This window comes from Spiroplasma helicoides (assembly GCF_001715535.1).
GTDB classification, from domain to species: Bacteria; Bacillota_I; Bacilli_A; order Mycoplasmatales; family Mycoplasmataceae; genus Spiroplasma_A; species Spiroplasma_A helicoides.
Genome location: NZ_CP017015.1, coordinates 922,881 through 945,409, shown reverse-complemented (window position 1 = coordinate 945,409; position 22,529 = coordinate 922,881). Strand labels below are relative to the sequence as shown.

General features: G+C 28.2%; 20 protein-coding genes and 3 tRNA genes. 20 read left to right on the top strand and 3 right to left on the bottom strand.

Annotated features, from left to right (window positions below; translation table 4 throughout):
* The first annotated feature begins 1 nt into the window (after position 1).
* The 3 genes from pta to SHELI_RS04230 all read left to right on the top strand — a co-directional run bounded on the left by pta (position 2) and on the right by SHELI_RS04230 (position 3,577).
* A complete protein-coding gene (gene pta / locus SHELI_RS04240) occupies positions 2 to 982 on the top strand; it encodes a phosphate acetyltransferase (protein ID WP_069116977.1) in 981 nt (326 codons plus the stop codon).
* Between the two features lies 1 nt (position 983).
* Positions 984 to 2,186: an acetate kinase gene (locus SHELI_RS04235; RefSeq protein ID WP_069116975.1), complete on the top strand. Its 1,203-nt coding sequence runs from the start codon at positions 984 to 986 to the stop codon at positions 2,184 to 2,186.
* Positions 2,187 to 2,281: 95 nt separating this feature from the next.
* The gene (locus tag SHELI_RS04230; RefSeq protein WP_069116973.1) at positions 2,282 to 3,577 is read left to right on the top strand and encodes a hypothetical protein; all 1,296 of its coding nucleotides are present in this window, start codon (positions 2,282 to 2,284) and stop codon (positions 3,575 to 3,577) included.
* A gap of 12 nt (positions 3,578 to 3,589) precedes the next feature.
* Here the strand turns inward: SHELI_RS04230 and SHELI_RS04225 are convergent, their stop codons facing one another.
* Positions 3,590 to 5,497: a M13 family metallopeptidase gene (locus SHELI_RS04225; protein ID WP_069116971.1), complete on the bottom strand. Its 1,908-nt coding sequence runs from the start codon at positions 5,495 to 5,497 to the stop codon at positions 3,590 to 3,592.
* Between the two features lie 153 nt (positions 5,498 to 5,650).
* Between SHELI_RS04225 and SHELI_RS04220 the strand changes: the two genes are divergently transcribed.
* The 10 genes from SHELI_RS04220 to SHELI_RS04175 all read left to right on the top strand — a co-directional run bounded on the left by SHELI_RS04220 (position 5,651) and on the right by SHELI_RS04175 (position 15,037).
* Complete coding sequence (locus SHELI_RS04220; RefSeq protein ID WP_069116969.1) at positions 5,651 to 8,878, top strand: 2-oxo acid dehydrogenase subunit E2; 3,228 nt, start codon at positions 5,651 to 5,653, stop codon at positions 8,876 to 8,878.
* A 101-nt stretch (positions 8,879 to 8,979) separates the two neighbouring features.
* Positions 8,980 to 9,055 (top strand) — tRNA-His (locus SHELI_RS04215).
* Between the two features lie 75 nt (positions 9,056 to 9,130).
* A complete protein-coding gene (guaA, locus tag SHELI_RS04210) occupies positions 9,131 to 10,672 on the top strand; it encodes a glutamine-hydrolyzing GMP synthase (protein ID WP_069116966.1) in 1,542 nt (513 codons plus the stop codon).
* Positions 10,673 to 10,756: 84 nt separating this feature from the next.
* Positions 10,757 to 12,226, top strand: a complete 1,470-nt coding sequence (gene guaB / locus SHELI_RS04205; RefSeq protein WP_069116964.1) for an IMP dehydrogenase — start codon at positions 10,757 to 10,759, stop codon at positions 12,224 to 12,226.
* A gap of 56 nt (positions 12,227 to 12,282) precedes the next feature.
* Complete coding sequence (locus SHELI_RS04200) at positions 12,283 to 13,512, top strand: hypothetical protein (RefSeq protein ID WP_069116962.1); 1,230 nt, start codon at positions 12,283 to 12,285, stop codon at positions 13,510 to 13,512.
* The gene (locus SHELI_RS04195) at positions 13,493 to 14,110 is read left to right on the top strand and encodes a hypothetical protein (RefSeq protein WP_069116960.1); all 618 of its coding nucleotides are present in this window, start codon (positions 13,493 to 13,495) and stop codon (positions 14,108 to 14,110) included. Before SHELI_RS04200 ends, SHELI_RS04195 begins: the two co-directional genes overlap by 20 nt.
* Before the next feature lie 16 nt (positions 14,111 to 14,126).
* Positions 14,127 to 14,354: an acyl carrier protein gene (locus SHELI_RS04190; protein ID WP_069116958.1), complete on the top strand. Its 228-nt coding sequence runs from the start codon at positions 14,127 to 14,129 to the stop codon at positions 14,352 to 14,354.
* Between the two features lies 1 nt (position 14,355).
* Positions 14,356 to 14,790 (top strand): Fur family transcriptional regulator, encoded by a 435-nt coding sequence (locus SHELI_RS04185; protein WP_069116956.1) that lies wholly within the window; start codon positions 14,356 to 14,358, stop codon positions 14,788 to 14,790.
* A 52-nt stretch (positions 14,791 to 14,842) separates the two neighbouring features.
* Positions 14,843 to 14,918, top strand: a tRNA-Trp gene (locus tag SHELI_RS04180).
* Between the two features lie 43 nt (positions 14,919 to 14,961).
* Positions 14,962 to 15,037: transfer RNA gene (locus tag SHELI_RS04175), tRNA-Trp, on the top strand.
* 53 nt (positions 15,038 to 15,090) lie between these two features.
* Here the strand turns inward: SHELI_RS04175 and SHELI_RS04170 are convergent.
* The gene (locus SHELI_RS04170; protein WP_084449262.1) at positions 15,091 to 15,942 is read right to left on the bottom strand and encodes a DegV family protein; all 852 of its coding nucleotides are present in this window, start codon (positions 15,940 to 15,942) and stop codon (positions 15,091 to 15,093) included.
* Between the two features lie 23 nt (positions 15,943 to 15,965).
* Positions 15,966 to 16,802, bottom strand: coding sequence for a DegV family protein (locus SHELI_RS04165; protein WP_069116949.1), 837 nt, complete (start codon positions 16,800 to 16,802; stop codon positions 15,966 to 15,968).
* A 146-nt stretch (positions 16,803 to 16,948) separates the two neighbouring features.
* Here SHELI_RS04165 and ytpR point away from each other — a divergent pair, with 146 nt between their 5' ends.
* From ytpR to tyrS, 7 genes are all read left to right on the top strand, one after another.
* Positions 16,949 to 17,530 (top strand): YtpR family tRNA-binding protein, encoded by a 582-nt coding sequence (gene ytpR / locus SHELI_RS04160; RefSeq protein ID WP_069116948.1) that lies wholly within the window; start codon positions 16,949 to 16,951, stop codon positions 17,528 to 17,530.
* Complete coding sequence (locus SHELI_RS04155; RefSeq protein ID WP_069116947.1) at positions 17,530 to 18,573, top strand: nicotinate phosphoribosyltransferase; 1,044 nt, start codon at positions 17,530 to 17,532, stop codon at positions 18,571 to 18,573. Before ytpR ends, SHELI_RS04155 begins: the two co-directional genes overlap by 1 nt.
* A 20-nt stretch (positions 18,574 to 18,593) precedes the next feature.
* The gene (locus SHELI_RS04150) at positions 18,594 to 19,481 is read left to right on the top strand and encodes a glutathione S-transferase family protein (RefSeq protein ID WP_069116945.1); all 888 of its coding nucleotides are present in this window, start codon (positions 18,594 to 18,596) and stop codon (positions 19,479 to 19,481) included.
* 73 nt (positions 19,482 to 19,554) lie between these two features.
* Positions 19,555 to 20,283: a hypothetical protein gene (locus SHELI_RS04145; RefSeq protein ID WP_069116943.1), complete on the top strand. Its 729-nt coding sequence runs from the start codon at positions 19,555 to 19,557 to the stop codon at positions 20,281 to 20,283.
* A gap of 123 nt (positions 20,284 to 20,406) precedes the next feature.
* A complete protein-coding gene (locus tag SHELI_RS04140) occupies positions 20,407 to 20,760 on the top strand; it encodes a hypothetical protein (RefSeq protein WP_069116941.1) in 354 nt (117 codons plus the stop codon).
* 14 nt (positions 20,761 to 20,774) lie between these two features.
* Entirely contained in the window at positions 20,775 to 21,272 is a 498-nt protein-coding gene (locus SHELI_RS04135; RefSeq protein WP_069116940.1) for a hypothetical protein, read from the top strand.
* A gap of 1 nt (position 21,273) precedes the next feature.
* Positions 21,274 to 22,521, top strand: coding sequence for a tyrosine--tRNA ligase (gene tyrS / locus SHELI_RS04130; RefSeq protein ID WP_069116938.1), 1,248 nt, complete (start codon positions 21,274 to 21,276; stop codon positions 22,519 to 22,521).
* Positions 22,522 to 22,529 lie beyond the last annotated feature (8 nt).

Sequence of the window (22,529 nt, the reverse complement as noted above, 5' to 3'; positions counted from 1 at the left end):
TATGTTTTCAATAGATAACTTAAAAAAATCAATTTTAAAAAATGATAAAAAAATGAAATTAGTTTTTCCTGAAGGACAAGAACCAAAAATTGTTGAGGTTGCTAACAAACTACAAGAAGAAGGTTTAGCAAATGTTATTATGTTATTTGATGCTGAAAGTGAAATAGCTAATAATATTCATAAAGATATAAAAACAGTTGTTGTTAAAGGAAATCCTAATCAAGAAATGGTTGATCAAATTTTAGAAATCAGAAAAGGAAGACTTGAAAAAGATGAAGCTATTGAGCTTGTTCAAAAAAGAAATTACTATGGAGCAATGCTTATTTATTTAGGACGGGCTGATGGGATGGTTTGTGGTTTAACTTACACAACTGCCGATACTTTAAGACCAGCACTTCAAATTATTAAAACTGCTGAAAATTATTCAATTGCATCATCAGTATTTATTATGACTAGAGGTGAAGAACAATTATTTTTCACAGACTGTGCTTTAAATGTGGAACCAAATCCAAAACACTTAGCAGATATAGCTTACATGGCGGCAGAATTTGCAGAACAAATGGATGTTAAAAATGTTGAGGTAGCACTTCTAAGTTACTCAACAGTAGGTTCAGGATCTGGTCCATCAGTTGAAAATGTAGCAAAAGCAGTTGATAGACTAAAAGGAATGGAAAATGGTAAATACATTTTTGATGGTGAAATGCAATTTGACAGTGCTTATGAAAAAAGTGTTAGAGATAAAAAGTACCCAAATAGTAGACTTACAAAAGCAAGACCAGATGTTTATGTATTTCCAGAGTTAAATGCTGGTAATATTGGTTATAAAATTGCTCAAAGAATGGCTGGATTTGAAGCTGCAGGTCCATTTATTTTAGGTTTAAATAAACCTGTAAATGACTTGTCAAGAGGAGCAACTTTAGAAGATATTTACAACACTTCAGTTGTAACTATTTATCAAGCAATTCAGAAGGGAACAAAGTAAAATGATTTTAGTAGTAAATGCAGGAAGTAGTTCAATCAAGTTTAAATTATATGATATAAGTCAAAAAAATAATCCAATTTCATTAGTGGAAGGTTTAGCAGAAAGAATTAAAGTTGATGGAGCATTAACAATTAAAATGAATGATAAAAAACATCAATTTGATGACAAAATGGACGATCACTTAATGGCTGTTAAATCAATTTTAAATCGTTTTAAGGAACTAAAAGTTATTGAAAACATTGAAGATATTAAAGGTATTGGTTTTAGAGTTGTTCACGGTGGAGATAAAATTGTTAAACCTGTTGAATTAACAGATGAAAATAAAAAAACAATTGAAGAAAACATCAGATTAGCCCCTTTACATAATCCAGGAGCATTAACAGCAATTGAAGCTTTTGAAAAAGGTCTTCCAAATGCTAAATTGGTTGGGTGCTTTGATACTTCATTTCACCAAACTATGCCAGAAAAAAGCTTTTTATACACAGTTCCATATTCATGATACAAAGAGTATAAAGTTAGAAAATATGGATTTCACGGTATAAGTTTTGACTATATAACAGAAGAGTGTGCCAAAATTTTTAATAAGAAAAAAGAAAAATTAAACTTAATTATTTGTCACTTAGGTAATGGTGCAAGTATGTGTTGTGTAAAACATGGTCAATCATTTGATACAACTATGGGATTAACACCTCTTGCAGGATTAATGATGGGTACAAGATCAGGAGATATTGATGCTTCAATTCTTCAATATATGGCAAAAGAGTTAAATAAAGATGTTTATGAGATAACTGACATTCTAAATAAACAATCAGGATTGCTTGGAATAAGTGAAATTTCAAGTGATATGAGAGATATTACAAATGAAGCATTTCATAAAGGCGAAAATGCAAACAGAGCTTATTTAACTTTAGAACTTTATTCAGAAAGAGTGGCTGAATACATTGTTAAATATGCAAACCATTTACAAGGAAATGTTGACGCAATTGTATTTACTGCTGGAATTGGTGAAAACTCTTCAGTTATTAGATCTTGAGCTATGGAAAGAGTCAAATTGATGAATATTGAAATTGACAAAGAAAAAAATGAAGCAGACTATGATTTGTATATGGAAATTTCAACACCTAATTCAGACGTTCCTGTTTTCAAAATTAGAACTGATGAAGAGTTAATGATTTGTAAAGAAACTCTTAAATTTTTAAAATAAATAATTTTAAAAAGAAAAACTTATAAATTTTGAGTTTTTCTTTTTTTATAATCTATTTTTGTTAAAATGAGATATATAGATATGAGGAATTAGCAATGAAATTTAACAAAAGAGCAGAATTTTCTTTAAAATTATTGATTTTAATTATTTTAATTTGTTTTTTAATATTTGACTATTTTGTTCAAGTTCATATACCAAAACTTAATATGAGAGGTATTCCTACTCTAGAAAGACTAAGTATCTATTATTGCTATTTTACAACTCAGTCTAATTATCTTGTTGTTATATTTTTATTTTATAGTTTATTTTTGAAACAAAAATATGATAAAAAAGTACCATTTGGTTTAGAACTAGGTATTACAGTATATATTACAATAACAATGTTAGTTTTTTGAATCGGGTTACTTTCTTCAAGAGATGAAATGTGATCATACACTTATGTTCATTGAATATCAACAACTATTTTGCATTTAATAATTCCGATTGTTATGATAACTAATTTTTTATTATCTTGTGGTGATGTTTATCAATGTCCAAGAAACCACTCTAAATTTACACTTTATGGAATAACAGCTTACCCATTAGCATATCTTGTTTTAATTATGGGACGTGGTGAATTTAGATACCGAATGTATGGTGAAAAATTCTTTAATGATGTATATGAAGTAAGCAATGGTGTTTGACATATGAGACCTGGTAGTGTTTGGTCACAAAGTGATGTGGGAATTTTTGGTCATGGTATGCAACCATATACAAGCCAAATGTGATATCCGTATTGATTTTTAAATATGCATAATGCGCGTTTAGGTGGAATTGATAGTGTGACAAATGAATATGTTGAATGAAAAAACTATGATATTCCTTGGATTATGATGGTTGGTTATTTGGTGGGAGCAGTTATTGCAATAACCACTTTGGTTATGTCTTTACAATTCTTCTATTTGTACATAAACAACAAAAAATTCTATCGTTGACATGATATTGATGGTAATATTCTTGATAAAGAAGCACACGATTACCATTTAATTCACAGAAAATTTACAATGAATCAACAAAAAGTTTATAGAAAACAAAAAGAAGTTGAAAAAAAAGTTGAATGAAAATTATGGCGACAAAATTTAAAATATATGTCTTTTACAGAAAAAATAAAGAGTTTATTTGAGATGCATAACCAGTCGTTACTTAAAAAAAGGTTACACGCTGCTGCAGTTAGGCTTGAAAGAAAAAAGAAAAAACAAGAAAAAATTAATCTTAAAAAATGATTAGACACCCTTAAAACTATTGAAAGAGCTCAGGTTATTGAGAACTTAAAAGAGGCTAAAAGATATCAAAAGCTTGTTAAAAGAGGGGTTGTTATTTACAATATTAAAAGGATAGAAAAAAGCACATAAGTGCTTTTTTTATTATCAAATTTTAATTCTATCTTCTGGTGCTTTATACATTTTGTCACCAGGTTTTGTTTCATAAAGTTCGTGAAATTTATCGATATTTACTAATATTCCATTACATCTGAATTGTTCAGGTGAGTGAGGGTCTGTAAATAAACGAGTATTTCTTTCTTCTGGTGTAATTATTCTGCTTCAAACTAAGGCATAGTTTTCAAAAAAACCCTTGATGTCCTCCGGATTTTGTTTTAAACAAACATCTAATGCAGCATTTACTCCACCTAAGTCTCCAATATTTTCACCTAATGTTAATTTTCCATTAACATGTGTACCATTTATTTCATATTCATCGTATTGTTTAACTAATTTTTCAGTTCTTTTATTATATTTTTCATAATCTTCTTTAGTTCATCAATTTTCAAAGTTCCCATTTTTATCAAATTGGCTTCCTTGATCGTCAAAACCATGGCTTATTTCATGGCCAATTACTGCACCAATTCCTCCACAATTTTTAGCTTTAGATTGATCGATGCTATAAAATGGCAACTGCAATATTGCAGCTGGGAAACATATCTCATTAGAAGTAGGATTATAATAAGCATTAACTGTTTGAGGATACATATATCATTTAGATTTATCAACTGGTAAATTAATTTCATTCAGTTCTTTTTCTCTAAAATGAAGACGTGCATTTAAGAAGTTTTGGTATAGTGATCCACCATTATCAAAATCTTTAAGTTCAACTTTACTAAAGTCTTCTCATTTGTCGGGATAACCTATTTTAACTGTAAAAGAGTCCACTTTTTCAATTGCTTTTATTTTTGTTGATTCACTCATTCATTCTAAATCTTTTAATCTAACTTTATATGCTTCAATTAAACCATTCACTATTGATAAAACATCTTTTTTGGCTTCTTCTGAAAAATGTTTTTTAACATATTCTTTACCAATTAGTTCTCCAACTAATGAACTTGCAATACCTACAGCTCTTTCGGTTTCTTGTCTCATTTCTTTAACACCACTAAATGCAGCACTATAATCAAAAGAGATTTTTTCTAAATCAAAGCTTAGTAGTCTTGCAAATCCACATAAAATTTCTAATTTTAAAATATCTTTTAAATCTTCTAAATCCATGTTGTCTAATAATTCATTTAATTTTTGCAAGTACTTAGGTTCTGTCAATATAATTTTTTTAGCTTTTGAATATCCAGTCTGTTCTAAATACTTTGCTCAACCAAAAAATGGATTATATTCATTTAATTGGTCAATTGTAACAACATTATAAATTGTTGAAGGATTTCTTTTTTCTTCATTTTTAAGCATAATTTTACTTAATTCTAATTCGAAATTATAAACTAACTCAAATAAATTTTTTGATCTAAAAATAATTTCATTTTTTACATGATGAGTTATATTTTTAATAAACTCACTATATGCTTTTTTTATTTCAGCATGTCTAGGGTGATTTTCTTCATAAAAATCACGGTCCCTCATACCAAGACCCATCGGAGAAATACCTAATGCTCTAAGGTTGCTATCTTTAAAATCAGAATCTACATCTTTGCTATAAAAAAATGACAAACCATATTTTTTGTTCATATCAATCATAAAGTCAGTAAAGTTTTTTTTGTCCTTTAAATTATTGATATCACTTATAATTGGTAAGATAGGGTTAATACCTTGTGCATTTCTTTGCTCAAAGTTTAAGTAGTTTTTAAAAACTGCTACAATTTTATCTTGATCAGCATTTCTATTACTACTATTAACTAATTCATTTATTAAATTTTCTACATCTGTTACAGATTTTTTGTGTAACATTTCAAAACTACCTCAAGTTGCATAACCTTTTGGTAATTGTGCATTTTCTATTCACCCACCATTAATGTGTAAATAAAAATCATCTTGTGCTCTTGCTTTTGAACTCACTTTCTAAGTTCCTCCTTTTCTTTAAACATTATATAGGAAAATATCATTTTAAATAGTATTATAATATAATAAATATGGAATACAATGGGTTAAGACTATAAACACTTAAAAAAAGGCATAAAAAGTGGTATAATATAAAGGAATGGGGATACTATGGTACATTTAAGGGCAAGAAATTTACCTTCAAAAGGAACATTAGTTGAATGACTCTTTACAGGTAATAACATCTCATTTGGAGATGATTTTGCCCTTATTAAATTAGATGATGGTACAGATATAACAATCAAATCAAACTACAATGGTTTAATTGTTAAAACTATCAAATTAGGTAGCCCAGTAAAAAATAACAGTATTCTTGCCAATATAGCCATTGGTGAAAAAGAAATTGCAAAATTTAGTAAACAAAGTGAAGAGGTAGTTGAGTCAGCGAACACTGGAGTTGTTGACGGAATTTTTATTCCCCCAGAAGTAGATGATAGTAGATTACAGTTAGCTGAATCTGAAGCTGATCAATTCTCTGGAGCTGTTGTTTATGATAAATACAATCAAGCAATAACTCCTTTTTCAACAGGTCAAGAAGATATTGTTGATAGTAGAGAAAAGTTGGAACAACTTGAGGAGAAGGATAAATCTATGACACCAGATTCACCAATGAAAGATAGATTTGCTCAAATGAGAGCTAACATCCAAAACTCAATCAAAAATGCACCTCAAAATAAATTAATGGGTGATATTCCAGCTGATGATTTATTAAAAATGAATACAACAGATTTACTTAAAGATGATCCAGGTAATGTTTTTGGGAAAAATGCTGGTGGTGGTCCAAGTAAATTTAGACAATTAATTCAAGCAAGAAAAGAAAAATTGTTAGAAGAAAATCAATTTAAAGAAGTAGATGGCGATAAGCACATTGATGCAATGTCAAAATTGGATGAAAAAGGTCGTCCTTTAATAATGAGAAACATTATAGCTTCTAGAATGGAAAAGCTAAATAGTGCAGGGGGAGACCCTAGTGTTTTAGAAAGAGATATAGTAGCTACAAAAGAAAATGCAATTCTTGACAATGATCGTAAATCAGGGGGGGTGAGTGGCTTGAGTAACCAAAGACCACAACAAGGGTATAATGAATACCAAGTTAATGAAAATAATTACCCACCAAAAACACAAAGAGATAATGGTATTTCACCTGATTCATATGTAGAAGAACAAGAACCTGAAATTATTGATGCAAATGATTATGCTTTGCCAGGAAGTTCAATTATGCCAAAAAAGAAACCAGAGCAATTGCTTAAAGAAATTGGTAATAAAAGCAATAGAAGTTATGCAGAATCAAAACTTGCTAATTTATATGACATAAACCGTAGATGACATTTGATAAAAGATAGTGATAAAAGAAATACTATTGAAAGCAGAAAAAAAGCGGTTGAATCAGGTTTAAGTCAAGAAAAACCAAAATATTTGGTTCTGATGGAGCAAGGTAAAATACCTAAGAGATTTTTTGCAAAAGTTCCAGTTCAAGGTGCTAATGGTAGACAAGTTCAAATTGCTTTTAAAGATACAAAACAAGGTAAAAAAGAATTTGAATCTTGATTAAGAGCAAGTAATTTATATACTTCATATTTAGAATATTTAAGAGCTCTTGAAGAAGGTGTTTCTTTTTCTTCGTTGGATGATGCTCAACATATGAATTTAAGAAACAGTAAACCTTGATATGATTCTGATAATGAACCAAAAGAAGATGAAATTGAAACTTATACATTGGATGATACTTATGAACCAATTCAAAATCAACAAAATAGTTTTTATGATGAACCAATGAAAAACTATCAAAACCAACAACCAATGCAAAACCAACAACCAATGCAAAACCAACAACCAATGCAAAACCAACAACCAATGCAAAATCAACAACCAATGCAAAACTACCAAAACCAACAACCAATGCAAAACAAACAAAATAGTTTTTATGATGAACCAATACAAAACCAACAACCAATGCAAAACTACCAAAACCAACAACCAATGCAAAACCACCAAAACCACCAACCAATACAAAACCACCAAAACCAACAACCAATACAAAACCAACAACCAATGCAAAACCACCAAAATCAACAACAAAGTTTTTATGATGAACCAGTTAATCAATATCAAAATTATTCTGAAGAAGTTTATGATAAAACACCCAAAAAAGTTCAAAAACAATTGAACAGAAGTTTAAATGATTTAGATGGTGAATATAGATCTAGAACTGGGGACCCAAGAGCAGAGGAAAATATTGCTTATTTACAAAATCAAATAAATGATTTACAAAAAGCACTAATTCAGCAAAACCAGCTAAATTTAGCAACACAAAAAATAAATAATTCAGTTCCAGTAAATGGAGGAACCGATACTTTTTCTCAACTGATGCAGTATGTTTTAATGCAAAACTTAATGCAAAACTTAGCTGTTGGTGGTCAAAAAGTAAACTCTAATAGCGATGATGTTAAAAGTATCATAAAAAAAGAGATAGATAATTTTAAATATGAACTAGAAAGATCAAATGATCGATATAACGATCATAATGAACAAACAAATAAAAGAAAATCAAAAAATTATGACAATATGAAAACTGTTGATTTTGAATCTCAAAAACCAGATGAAACAATTGGTTATTTGGATTTTGAAGGTCAAGATGAAAATAAGGTTGTATCTAGAGAAAAAGTTAATTCAAACAGAAACTCAGCTGTTAAATCTATGATTTTATCTCAAAACTACATTCCACCTTTAACAATTTCTACTGAAATTGATATGACTGCTATTTTAAAATTGAAACACATTTTAAAACAAAATCAAGGGAACATAAAATTCTCAACAATTGCTTTCATTGCAAAGGCTATTAGCATTGCATTAGAAGAATATCCAAAATTAAATTCAAGTTATGACCCTGAAACAAATGAAGTTGTTATTAAAAAATACCACAATATTGGATTGGCAACTGAAACAAGTGAGGGATTAATAATACCTGTGCTTAGATTTGTTGAAAAACTTTCAGTTAAAGATGTTGCAATCGACATTAAAGAAATGACTGTCAGATTAAGAGCAGGAGAACTTTTCAATTATGAGACAGATGGAAGCACAATAACTATTGCTAATTATGGTAATATTGGTGCTATCCAAGCAACACCAACAATTTTTTACCCAAACGCAGCTGTTATTGGGGTTGGAAAAGTTGTTAAAAAACCTGTTGTTGTAAGTAATGAAAAATTAGCAATTAAAGCAATTATGCATATGAGTTTAACAGTTGATCAAAGAATTATTGATGCTGCAGAAGCAGGAAGATTTTTATCAAAAGTTAAAGAAATTTTAGAAAGACCTGAAATTTTAACAATTTCATAATAATATGATTTAAAGTGCTATTTATGACCTAAATATAAAAAAATATTTTACTTTTTTGTTAGGAAATCATTTTTTTTAGTATAATATTTAGGTCTTATATGGCGTATATGGCGAAGTGGTTAACGCTCCGGATTGTGGTTCCGGCATTCGAGGGTTCGATTCCCTTTATACGCCCCATTAAATGAAAAGATACTCACTTGTTTATACTTGTGAGTTTTTATTTTGATAAAATAATTTTGATTAGGAGAAAACATGAACAATACACAGATTATTATTTTAGACTACGGTAGTCAATACACGCAACTTTTATCAAGAAGAGTTAGAGAACTAGGGGTATTTAGTGAAGTTATAAATTTTAATATAAAAGCTGAAGAGGTTAAAAAGTACAAAAATTTAAAAGGAATAATTTTATCAGGAGGTCCTTCTAGTGTTTACTTAAATGATGCTTATAGTATTGATAAAGCAATTTTTGACTTAAACATCCCAATATTAGGGGTGTGTTATGGAATGCAACTTATTGCAGAAACTTTTGGTGGTAAAGTTGAACTAGCAGATACTCAAGAATTTGGAAAAGCTGTTCTATACTTAGACAAAAAAGAAAATAAGCTATTTAAAAATGTCGATGATAAAAAGCAAGTTTGAATGAGTCATGCAGATCATTTGACTAAAATGCCTGATAATTTTGAAAAAATAGCGCACTCTGATTCTTCTATTGCAGCAATTGCAAATTCAGATAAATCGATTTATGGTGTTCAATTTCATTGTGAAGTTACTCATAGTGAACAAGGTACACAAATGCTTGAAAACTTTGTTTTTGGTATTTGTTTTGCTGTTAAGGATTGAAACATGGATAAATTCATTGAGCAAAAAATTGAAGAAATTAAAACAACAGTTCAAAAGGATGATGTAATTCTTGGGTTAAGTGGTGGAGTTGATTCATCGGTTGCAGCAGCTCTTATATCAAAATCAATTGGTAAAAAATTAACTTGTATTTTTGTAGATACTGGACTCTTAAGAAAAGATGAAGCTAAAAAAGTTATGGAAACATACACTAAGCAATTTGACATGAATATAAAGTTGGTTGACGCAAGTGAAAGATTTTATAAAGCTTTAGAAGGTGTCAAAGATCCAGAAGATAAAAGAAAAATTATAGGTAAAAATTTTGTTGATGTTTTTAATGAACAAGCCAAAATTATGAAAGGGGCTAAATTTTTAGCACAAGGAACAATTTATCCAGATGTGATTGAGTCTTCTTCAAAAGATCATAGTTCTAAAACTATAAAATCACATCATAATGTTGGAGGACTACCACAAGACTTAAAATTTACACTTCTTGAACCATTAAGAACTCTTTTCAAAGATGAAGTTAGAGAAGTTGGGAGAAAATTAGGACTAAGTGATTTGGTGGTAAATAGACACCCATTTCCTGGACCTGGATTAGGTGTAAGAATAATAAACGAAGTTACAAAAGAAAAAGCAGATATCTTAAGAGAAGTAGATGATATTTTTATTAATAAATTATTAGAACACAATCTTTATGATAAAGTGAGCCAAGCTTTTGCAACGATTTTACCAGTTAAAACTGTGGGAGTAATGGGAGATAATAGAACTTATGATTATGTTGTTGCTTTAAGAAGTGTTAATACCATTGATTTTATGACAGCAACCGCGACTCATCTTCCATGAGAATTTTTAGATGAAGTTACAAATCTAATAATTAATAAGGTTAAAGGTGTTAACAGGGTTGTTTATGATATAACATCAAAACCGCCAGGAACAATTGAATGAGAATAAATAAAATATCGAATAACTTAGATTATAAAATATCGAATAACTTAGATTATAATATATAGTAATTAGTTACTAACGGGGGGAACTATGTGTACAAATAATTTAAATGGCAAGATAATTGGTGAAGGAATAACATTTGATGATGTTCTTTTAGTGCCAAATTACTCTGAAGTATTACCAAGTGATGTTTCATTAAAAACTAAATTAACAAAAAACATTACTTTAAATATACCAATCATCAGTGCTGCAATGGACACTGTTACAGAATCAGCATTAGCAATTGCTATTGCAAGAGAAGGTGGTATTGGAATTATTCATAAAAACTTAACTATTGAAGAACAAGCTTTAGAAGTTTCAAAAGTTAAAAGAAATGAATCAGGATTTATAACAGATCCAATTACAATTCGTAAAGATTCTACAATCCATGATGCAATGGAAATAATGGCAACTTATAAAATATCTGGATTACCTGTAATTGATGAAAATCAAAAATTAATCGGAATACTAACAAATAGAGATATCAAATACTTAGAAAACTTTGAGTTAAAAGTTGGAGAGGTTATGACAAAAGACAATTTAATAATAGGTAATCCAAAAACAACTCTTGAAGAAGCTAAAAAAGTAATGATTAAAAATAAAATTGAAAAACTTCCAATAGTTGATGAAAATGGGTTATTAAAAGGTCTTATAACAACTAAAGATATTGATAAATCAATTATCTTCCCAAATGCTTGTAAAGATTTAAAAGGGAGATTAAGAGTTGGAGCGGCAGTTGGTGTAAGTGATGATGTTTATGATAGAGTTGTAGCATTGGTTAAAGAAGAAATTGACGTTCTTGTAGTTGATTCAGCTCATGGTCATAGTAAAGGAATACTTGAAGTTGTAAAAAACATTAGACAAAAGTATCCAAAATTAGATATCATTGCTGGAAATATTTGTACAGCTGATGCTGCACAAGCTTTATATGAAGCGGGAGCCAATTGTGTAAAGGTTGGAGTAGGTCCTGGAAGTATATGTACAACAAGAGTGGTTGCTGGAGTTGGTGTACCCCAAGTAAGCGCAATAAATGACGTATATAATTGAAGCAAAAATAATGATTGCACAGTTATTGCTGATGGAGGAATTAAATATTCTGGTGACATTGTAAAAGCAATTGCTGCAGGTGCACATAGTGTAATGTTGGGTAGTATTTTTGCTGGAACAGAAGAATCACCTGGAGAAGAAATTGTAACTGATGGAAAAAAATTTAAAACATATGTAGGTATGGGGTCTTTAGTTGCTATGAAAAGAGGTAGCAAAGACAGATATTTTCAAAAAGATGCTAAAAAATTAGTTCCAGAAGGAATTGAAGCAATTGTTCCTTTTAAAGGAAAAATAAAAGAAGTAATCTTTCAACTAATCGGTGGTATAAGAAGTGGTATGGGTTACACAGGGAGCAAAAACATTGAGTATTTAAGAGAAAATACAAAGTTTGTGAAGATTACTTCAGCAAGTTTAAAAGAATCTCATCCACATGATGTTAAATTGACAAAAGAAGCTCCAAATTATAATAAATAAAAAAAATTGGCATAAACCAATTTTTTTTTACGTTTATTAAAGTGGAGGTGAATAAAATGTTTGTAGAAGTACCAAATGAGCGTTTGATTTCGAATAGAGATGAGCTTGAAAATAAAGTAAAACCATACTTTGGAGTTATAAATAATATGTCAATAGAAATGATAATGCAGTCGGAACCTATTCAAAAAAACGGAAAAAATTATTATAAAGTATTTATTAGACCCATTTTCAACTATAACAATTTCAATGCCAAACCAATAGAAAACAAATTTATTTTAAAATTACCAGATCGTATAGTTGGTAGGGTTAGTGTTTATTTAAATACAAATGGATCAAATGAATTGATATCAAAAAATGATAAAGATAGTTATATTGAGTGACAAGGAACTACTCCTGACATAGAACACAGTAAAAATATTCATTTTTATGGAGATGAATTTAAAGAAGTTTTAGTCCCCTTAGATAAAATTCGAGATAAAAAAACTATTAATTTAAATTTTAGTGGTGTATTAATTGGAAATGAAAAAAAATTAACAACTTCAAACTTTAAAATAAGTATTGATACAACACCATATCTTATAAAAGAAAATGATGGAATAACAAGAATAGACCAAGTTTTTTTTGCAAGTTTTGCTAAATCATTCTTTGGTAAAAAGACTATATCAATAAAACCTTTAATAGAAAGAATATACAATTTTGAGTTTTTAAATACTAATCCTAATCGAGTAGATTTTGATTTACATTTTACTTATAAAAATAAGCTTAATCAAAAAACAAGGTCGTCAATATCGCTTGATCCTAACTGAGATTATTTAGAAAGTTATGCAGAAGGTTTTTCTAAGTCATTAGATTTAAAAACAAATAATGAGTTATATTTAAAAGATAAAAATAATTATTACGAAATTAAAAAATTTGCTGATGATATCATTGAAAGACATCAAAATGATTTCACAATTAAGTCGACTGTTAAATCTGTTGTTGATGAAAAAACATTAAAAGTAGTAGAAGATGAATTTGGACAACAAGGTGTGATTTGTAATCCTGAAGTAGAAACAGATATTCAATATGTGAAAAATATTGAAGTCGATAACTATAAATTTTCAATTAAAAAAACCACAAAAGATACCGATTATACAAAATTATTTGTAGAAAGTGATAACGAAAGTTTTGAAGCCAAAGATGAAGACCTTGTTAGCTTTAAAAATGAGGACTATATGGATTTAGAAAATGACGATTATAAATCAGTGAAGGAGTTTATTGAAAAAAATGAAAAAAAAGTTATTTAAAATAATGGTCCCTATATTGCTATTGGTTTCATTAATTAGTACAACCACCTTCTTTTTAATTAGAAATTATTTATTAAATAAAACTGATGTGGTTATTGATGAAAATAAACTTGAAAACAACAATAACGAAGACTCTGGTGAGCCAAATTCAAACTCTCCTAAAAATGAAGAAAATAAAAATAATATAGATAATAGTTCTAAAAATGATGATCATAACGATAATAACATATCCGCAAATCTTCCAAAAACCAAACCAAAAGAAGAATCTAAGATAAATAGTCCCAAAACTAGTGAAAAACAGGAAATAGTTATGGAAAAACCCGATTTTATGGAAAAAAGTCTTAGAATAACATTCACAAAACAACAAAAAATAAACTTTATAGGCTTTAATAACTATCAGCCCTATATTAAAAAAGACAATTTTAAAGTGCAATTCTTAAAAGAACTTAATAAATTAGGTCCTAAAAATAGTCAAATAAATATAAACTTTAAATTTGACGATAAAAAGTACCCAAAAAGAGTAAAGGTTTTTTATAATAGTGCAAAATTTTTAAAAACTGACATTTTTTGAAATTATCAATTACAATATAAAGGATAAGGTTTGGTGAAAAAATATGAACTATTTTGAAGAAATTAAAAAAACTCTAATTAATAGAGGTGCAAAAGGAAATATAGTAGGAGATAGTGAGTTTAGAAGCTTAGGGCTTGATTCACTAGATTTAATGGATATGATAGTCCAACTTGAAGAAAAACTTAATGTATCATTATCAGATGATCAATTATTAGAAATTAAAACAGTGAATGATTTGGTTAAAGTAATAGAAAATCTGGTAAAACAATAAAATGAATGACTCATTGTATGATGAATACTTAAAGATTTTTAAAGAAAAAAAAATAAAGTTAACTAATGTTAGACAATCAATTTTAAAGATACTTTCAACAAGAAGACATTTCACAGTAAATGAGCTTATAAGTGAATTGGAAAATGAAATAGAAAATGTAAACATTATGTCTGTATATAACAATATAGATTTATTGTTGGAACTTCATTTATTATTTGCTAATACAATTAATGGTAAACAAATAATATATGAAGCAATTTCACCTCAATTAACACATTTGAAGTGTCATAAATGTGGAAAGTTTGACCATATTGCTAGTTCATCATTGGATAATGAATTATTATTGCATTTAAAAAGAATAACTGAAAGTATTGATTTTGATTTAGAACATTTTAAACTTGAACTTCACGGTTTATGCAGTGACTGTAAAAAATAAAAAAAATAACTATTAATTTATCATTTTATTGTATAATTTAATAGTTATTGTTAGGGGTATAGTTCAGTTGGTAGAACATCGGACTTCAAATCCGAGTGTCGTGGGTTCAAGTCCTGCTACCCCTGCCAAATTAAAAAATATAACCCCGCTAGTAATAGTGGGGTTTTTCTTAGGGATATAGTTCAGTTGGTAGAACATCGGACTCCAAATCCGAGTGTCGTGGGTTCAAGTCCTGCTATCCCTGCCAAGTTTAAACAAAAAAATAAAAAGGCAACTATATTTGATTGCCTTTTTTATATTTTATTCTAATTCTTCTTTATATGCAATTATTGCAACTGTGTCTAGACCAGCATGACAAGCAAATGATGTGGGAAGTATTTCCTCTTGGTAATTTATTTTCTTAAGATTCATTTTTTCTCTAATTGTTTCTATTAATTTTTGAGAAACAACTTCCGTATAAACAAGAAGTAATTTAAACTTCTCTTTAAATTTTGTAACAATTGCGTCATATAGTTTTTCTATTAACCCCGTTATTGTTCTACTTATACCACCTTTTCTTGGTTTTTCCTCTCATTGAATAGCCAATTTTGTTTTGAACAATTTTAATACAGATAATAAAACAGATTTTGCTCTTCCGCCTTTAGCTAAACTGCTATAATCACTTGGTATTAAATATAATAATGAGTTTTTTGATCATTCGTCAATCTCTTTTTGAAAATCTTCAATTTGAATATTCTCATTTTTTACCATTTCATTAAACTTAAATGCTATTTTAGCTAATATATTTGCTGCTAAAAAGTGATTTAAAACAGTTACTCTACCTGCAAATTCATCCATTTTTGAAACCATAACTGATGTTTGAAACATACCTGATAAATTTGATGGAATTGATAAGTGAATTATATGATCATATTTTTTTAGCATTTTTTCATATTTTTCAGTTAATTCTCCAGGTGAAGCTTGACTAGTTGTTACATGTACTTTATTTTTTATTTGGTCATAAATTTTAAATTCCGTTTTGATTTCTTGTGTATCTAAGTAATCTTTTGTATTTTCAACTAATATATGTAGAGGAAGAACCTCAATATTTGTATTTTTAGTAGTTTCATTTGTAAGTCCTGACGAACTATCAACTAAAATTCCTATTTTCATAATATTTACCGCCTTTATTTGTTTTAATCATTATCTCATATTGCTAAAGCAAATGTTTCTCTACCTGTATGACAAGTTATTGTATTTGGTATTTCTTCGATAATCCCTAATTTAAATCCTTTACTCTCGATAAGTTCTTTAACCATTTTAAGAACTTCATCATCTACTCTAGAATATGATAAATCCATAATTTTTGCTTTAGATTTTGTTCTTGACTCTAGCAAATCAATAGCATTTTCAATTGCTTTTTTAAATGTTCTTGTTTTGCTTTCTTTATCTATCTCTCCATTATATTTTAAAATGGGGGTAATTTTAAGCAACTTAGCCATTGCCGCTGCAGCCTTTGTTATTCTCCCACCTCTAACAAGCTGTTTTAAAGATTTAGGTATAATAAAACAATTAAAAGATGTGTTTTCACTTTCAATTATTTCCATAATTTCTTGAGCATTTTTACCTTGATCTCTTAACTGAATTGCTTTTAAAATTTGTTTTTTTAAAACAATGCTAACACCATTTGTATCAACAACAAATACTTTATTTTTGTATTCGTTTTCGTTTGAAAACATTTTGAATGTATTAAACTGTCCTGACAAACCTTTTGAAAGCAATAAACACAATACCTGATCATACTCTTTTAGTAATTCATCTCATTTACCCATCATATCCCCAGGGATTGATTGAGAAGTTCTAAGTAATTGATCATCGTTTAATTTGTAAAACTCATCATTGCTAAAATTTTCGTCGTCTTTAATTTGCTCATCATCTTCTTTTGTAATCATAAGCGGAACTAAAAACAAATCTTTATAATTTTTTGTATCCTTTATACCAGCAGATGAATCTATAACAATAGCTATTTTCATTTAGATTCTCCATTATCTATTTACTGTATTAAATGTGTCTTAAAACCAAACTAATATTCCACCAATTTAAAATGGTATATTAAATACAAGACATTTTTATTATATAATTGTTTTATAATTATTCCAACACATTGAGGAGAAAAGAAATGAAGATATTTGCAAATTACAATAAACAATTTGATGTATTAATGGTGAAATTTAAGGATAAAGAAATTAATTCTATTAAAAAAGATAATAATATTGTGTTACTTTATAACGAAGATAACTTAGTAGGGGCCAATATTTTTAGTCCTGTTTTAAATAAGAATAGCGATTTTAAGCTTGAAGATGAAAAATTATATGATTATGTTAAAGCAACATTAAAAAATCATATTGAAATGGATAAAATGGATAGTCAATTTGTAATTTCATTAGTTGAAGATTGTAAACCAATAGAAGGTACTCATTTATCATTGTGTCAAGTAAATGACGGTTCACAAGTTATTCAAGTTGTTTGTGGAGCTAAAAACGTTAAAAAAGGACTTATCACATGTTTAGCAACAGTTGGGTCATTTTTACCAAATGGTATGCAAATTTTAAAGGGTTCTCTAAAAGGGTATGATTCATTTGGGATGCTATGTAGTGCCAAGGAACTTGGAATAATAGATGAAAAATATAATAATGCCGGAATCATTGAGTTAACAAATGATAAAAGTCTTATTGGAAAAACTATTTGGAGTATATTATAATGAACTTTAAATTTAATATTGATTCTAAAATATTTGAAGATTATTATAATGCTGATTATTTTCAAAAGACTAAAGAAATTCTAGATATTTATAAACCCAATCAAAAAGTCACAATGCAGTGATTTCAAAGAAAAGAAAATACTGTTGTTTGTGGAATATCTTTAATTTGTGAAATTTTGAAGCAAAGTGGAGCAAAAGACCTGGACATTAAAGGCTTAAGTGATGGAGATGTAGTTATGCCTAATGAACCAGTTCTAAAGATTACTGGTAAATATTCTCAATTTGCTCATTTTGAAGGATTATTTGATGGAATTTTGGCTAGAGCTTCAACTATTGCTACAAATGCTTATAATTTGAAAAAGGCTGCTAATGGTAAATCAATCTTGAATATGAATGATAGAGCTGATGCATATGTAAATCAACAAATTGATGGTTATGCTTCTATTGTTGGGGGTATCAACAATCTTGTCACTTATGCAAGTTTTGAATATACACAAACTAAACCATATTTACAAGGAACAATGCCGCATGCACTAATAGCTTCATTTGATGGTGATTTAATAAAAGCTGCACAAGCTTACAAAGACACTTTTCGTGATAATAATTTAGTTGTTTTAGTTGATTATAATAATGATTGTATAAATGATAGTTTGCTTGTGGCAAATCACTTCAAGGATAAATTGTTTGCAGTAAGAGTAGACACATCTATGGCTTTGGTTGATAAATCTTTGCAAGGGTTAACTGAACAAGAAAATGAATTACATGGTGTAAATCCAACTTTAATTAAAAAATTAAGATTAGCATTAGATGAAAAAGGGCATAATAATGTAAAAATCATTGTTTCTTCTGGTTTTGATGAAAACAAAATAAAGTGATTTGAAAAAGAAAATACTCCAGTAGATGTTTATGGTGTTGGAGAAGCCATTGTAAAAAATAAAATAAGTTTTACAGGAGATCTAGTACGAATTGATGGGAAAAATCAAGCTAAAGTCGGAAGAGGAAATATTAGTTCAAGTAGAATAAAAAGTATAAAATATATTTAAGTAAATAAGAGGTGACTTAAATGGGAATAGGTAAAAAAAAGAAAAGCGCTAGTAAAAGTGAGTATGCTAAATTAGAAGAAGAAAGAGTACCTAATCATTGAACGTACAATGATGACCCTTTACTTAACAGAGAACCAGTTTTTGCAGACGACTCTTCTGCGCCATCTTTTGATGAAGCAACTAAAGAGTTTGTTGCAAATTCTAGTAATGAAGAAACCACTGAAATAGCAGCTAAATTAGAAAAAATGCGAAAAAACATACATAAAGAAAACAAGCAAAAGCCAAAAGGTATTTTAAGCTCAATTATTGATAAGGCTAGAAGTAACTCAAGTCGTATTCAAAATGAAATATTAGAAAATGATCCTATAATTGCTAAATTACATAGAATTGAAGAATTAAAAAAACATGGTGGTTCTGCTGCGAGTGAAGACCTATATACCGATTTAAGCAAATCTAAAAATAATATGTCATATTCAACCAGAATTAAAGAGTTTAATGAAAAAAATAGTGTTTCTGAACATACTTTTGAAACTGATTTAGCTAGAAAGTTGAGACTTTCTAAGGAAGCTCAAGAAAAGCGTGAGCAAGCAAAAAGCTTTAGTTTTTCAAATGGTAAAAGTGAAGAAAATGAGCAAAGACCTTTCTTTTCAATACCGCAGAGAAAAAGCATAAATCAATTTGAAAAAGCATCTCAAAAAAACTTAGAAACTCATTTAGATTATTTGGAAGATGAGTTAAAACATAAAATAAATTATTTAAAATTATTAAAAAAAGAAAAAGCTGAAAAAGATGCAGAAGAAAGTTTAAATGAGTTTAAAAGTAAAAAATTTGCAAGCAATGAGGCCAAGGAAAAATATTTAACTAAAAAGATTAAAGAAATAGAAGAATTAATTAAAAAAAATTCTTAAAAATTATATTATTCCATATATTTTACATTCCTTTGAAAATTAGATAAAATATTATAGATAATGGGTGATTGATATGGGAAATGAAAAAGAAACTAAAAGTTTATTGAATTCTAATGTAAAAGATAGAATTGAAGAAATAAAAAATACTGAGAGATTGATGAACCCAAAACCAGTTCAATATTTTATTCCGTCTAGAAAAGATGAAAGAAAAAAAGAACAAAAAGAAAATTTAATTTTGATTAAACCAAGAAAAGTAAAAGACTTACCATTTAATGCAGAACAAAAGAAAAATATTGAACAAACTGTTACAACAATTCAAGAAGAATACAAAAAAGCGGATAGAATTGTTCATAAAGAGCAAAAAAGTCTTATAAAAGAAGGTCAAAAAGTTAGCAAACTTGTTTCAAAATTTGATAGAAAAATTGAAAGAATGCGTCAACGTGGTTATGATGAAGATGAAATATCAAAAACAATCGATATGAAAGATGACTATATCAACAAGTTGAATGAAATTCAAGAAAATTTAGAAAATATAACAGCAACTTTTTACCCTAATATGAGTCTTCAAGAAAGAAGATCAAAAATATACAATAAAGCCTTTAATGCTGAAACAGCAAGAGTTAATAGGCTTATGAATTTAAGAAATAGCGATAACAAAAACAAACATTCATTTAATTGGTCTAATCATATAAACGCTTCAGACTTTGTTCAACCAGATAAAGCAGCAGCGCTTGAAGAAAGAAAAAGAGACTCTTCATGAACACAAGAAGTAGATAAATTTAATAATAAGTCTAAAAAATAGTTTTAAAATTTCATCTATTAGTCAGATATTTTTTTAAAACTTTTTATTTTATACATTATTAAAATAAGTTTTATATTATTAATAATGTATAATTTATTTGATACATTTTAAGGAGAATATAGAATGTTTTATAATAATTTACTTGCAGAAACAGAATCATTAGACAGAACTCAGACAATTTTAATAATTGTTTTAGTTGTTTTGGCAATCATATTGGTCTTATATACAATAATAACTTTACGTAAGGTTGGTATAGCTGCTAAAAAAGTGGACTACTATTTTGAAGATTTAACATATAAATCAGAGATGTTAAATGCAACTGTTGACACCGTTGCTAGAGTTTCTAATTATATTGACATATTTGATGCTTTTGCAAAAAGAAATGTTAAAACATGAGTTAAAGTTGCTACAAAAAATAAAGATTTTATGTACAAAATGATTGAAAAACTTAGAGATTTTGCAAACTCTGATGATTAGTGAGGTATATATAAATGTTAAAGTTATTTAAATTAGCGGGATGAATGATGCTAGGAATGATGTTGGCTCCAAAAAAAGGGATTGAATTGAGAGTCGATTTTGTTGATTATATTAAAAAATATAGACCTCAAATTAAAAGATTTATTGCTGCAATTGATGAAGCTTGAGAAAAATCTCAAGGTAATGAAAGTGATGAAGTTGTTGCAAGTATTGAAATGAAATTGGATAAAGTAAAAGAAGCCAGTGATGAATTAGATGCAGCTCAAACTAAGGAATTAGCTTATAAAGCGTTGCAAAAAATTGGTCAAACATCTATAAAAATAGGTAAAGAGATGAAAAATTCTAAAAATATGCAGGCAATAGCAAAGGATTTAGCAATTATAACTGTTCAAGCAATTGATAAGTCAAGTGAAGTTTATTCTCAAGTAAAAGATGTAAGTGCAAGTATGAGTAGTGATGTGAGTGAACTAGGAGACAACAAAAAAGAAATAATCAAGTCTAAGGAGAATTAAAATGAAAACTATTATTGAGGAATTAAAAAATCGAAATCTTTTGAAGCAAGTTACAAATGAAGAAAAGCTAATTCAAGCACAAAAAGCCAGAGCTGGTGTTTATTGTGGTTTTGATCCAACAGCTGATTCACTTCATATTGGTCATTTAATACAAATTATTAATTTAAAGCGTTTTCGGGAGTTTGGTTTTAATCCAATAGCAATAGTTGGTGGAGCAACAGGTATGATTGGTGATCCTAGGTTTAAGGGTGCTGAAAGACAATTGCTCTCACTTAGTCAAGTAGAACAAAATTTAGAAGGAATTAAAAAACAACTAAATAAATTAATTCCTGATATAAAAGTTATAAATAATGCAGATTGATTAAATAAAATGTCTTTAATAGATTTTTTAAGAGATATAGGTAAAGACTTTAATATAGCTTATTTACTTGCAAAAGAAAATATAGCTTCAAGAATTGAAACAGGAATAAGCGTAACTGAATTTTCTTACACAATGCTTCAAGCTTACGATTTTTATAATTTATACAAGTTATATGAATGCTGAGTTGAGTTTGGTGGTTCTGATCAATGAGGAAATATAACTAGTGGAATTGATTATATTTCATCTAAATTAGGTAAAGAAAACTCAAAAGCATGCGGATTAACATTGATGTTATTGACTAAAAGAGATGGAAATAAATTTGGTAAAAGTGAATCGGGTACTATTTGACTAGATGCTAATAAAACTAGTGAATATGAGTTGTATCAATTTTTTGTTAATCAAGAAGATGAAGATTTAGAAGTAATGTTTAATTTTTTAACGGTTGTTGAAGTCGAAGAAATAAAAAAAATATTAGATGAACATAAAAAAGAACCTTTTAAAAGACTAGGTCAAAAAAGACTTGCAAAAGAGGTACTTGAGTTTGTTCATGGTGAAAAAGGCTATGAAAAAGCCCTTAAAGTAACTGAAGCAATGTTTTCAGGTAAGTTAAATACTTTATCTGAGGATGAATTGATATCAGTAAGTAAATCAATTCCTAATACTAGCGCAAAATTAAACATTAAATTTATCGATTTTTTGGTTGATTCAAAAATAGCCTCGTCAAATCGGGAGGCTAGAGAATTAATAAGAGATAAAGCAATTACAATAAATGAAAAAAATGATTTTAAAGAAGAAGATTTAATTAATGAAAAGTTTTTTGCATTTAAACAAACTATAATTGTTAAAAAAGGAAAAAGAAAATATTTTAGTGTAGAATGTATAGTATAGAGGAATTT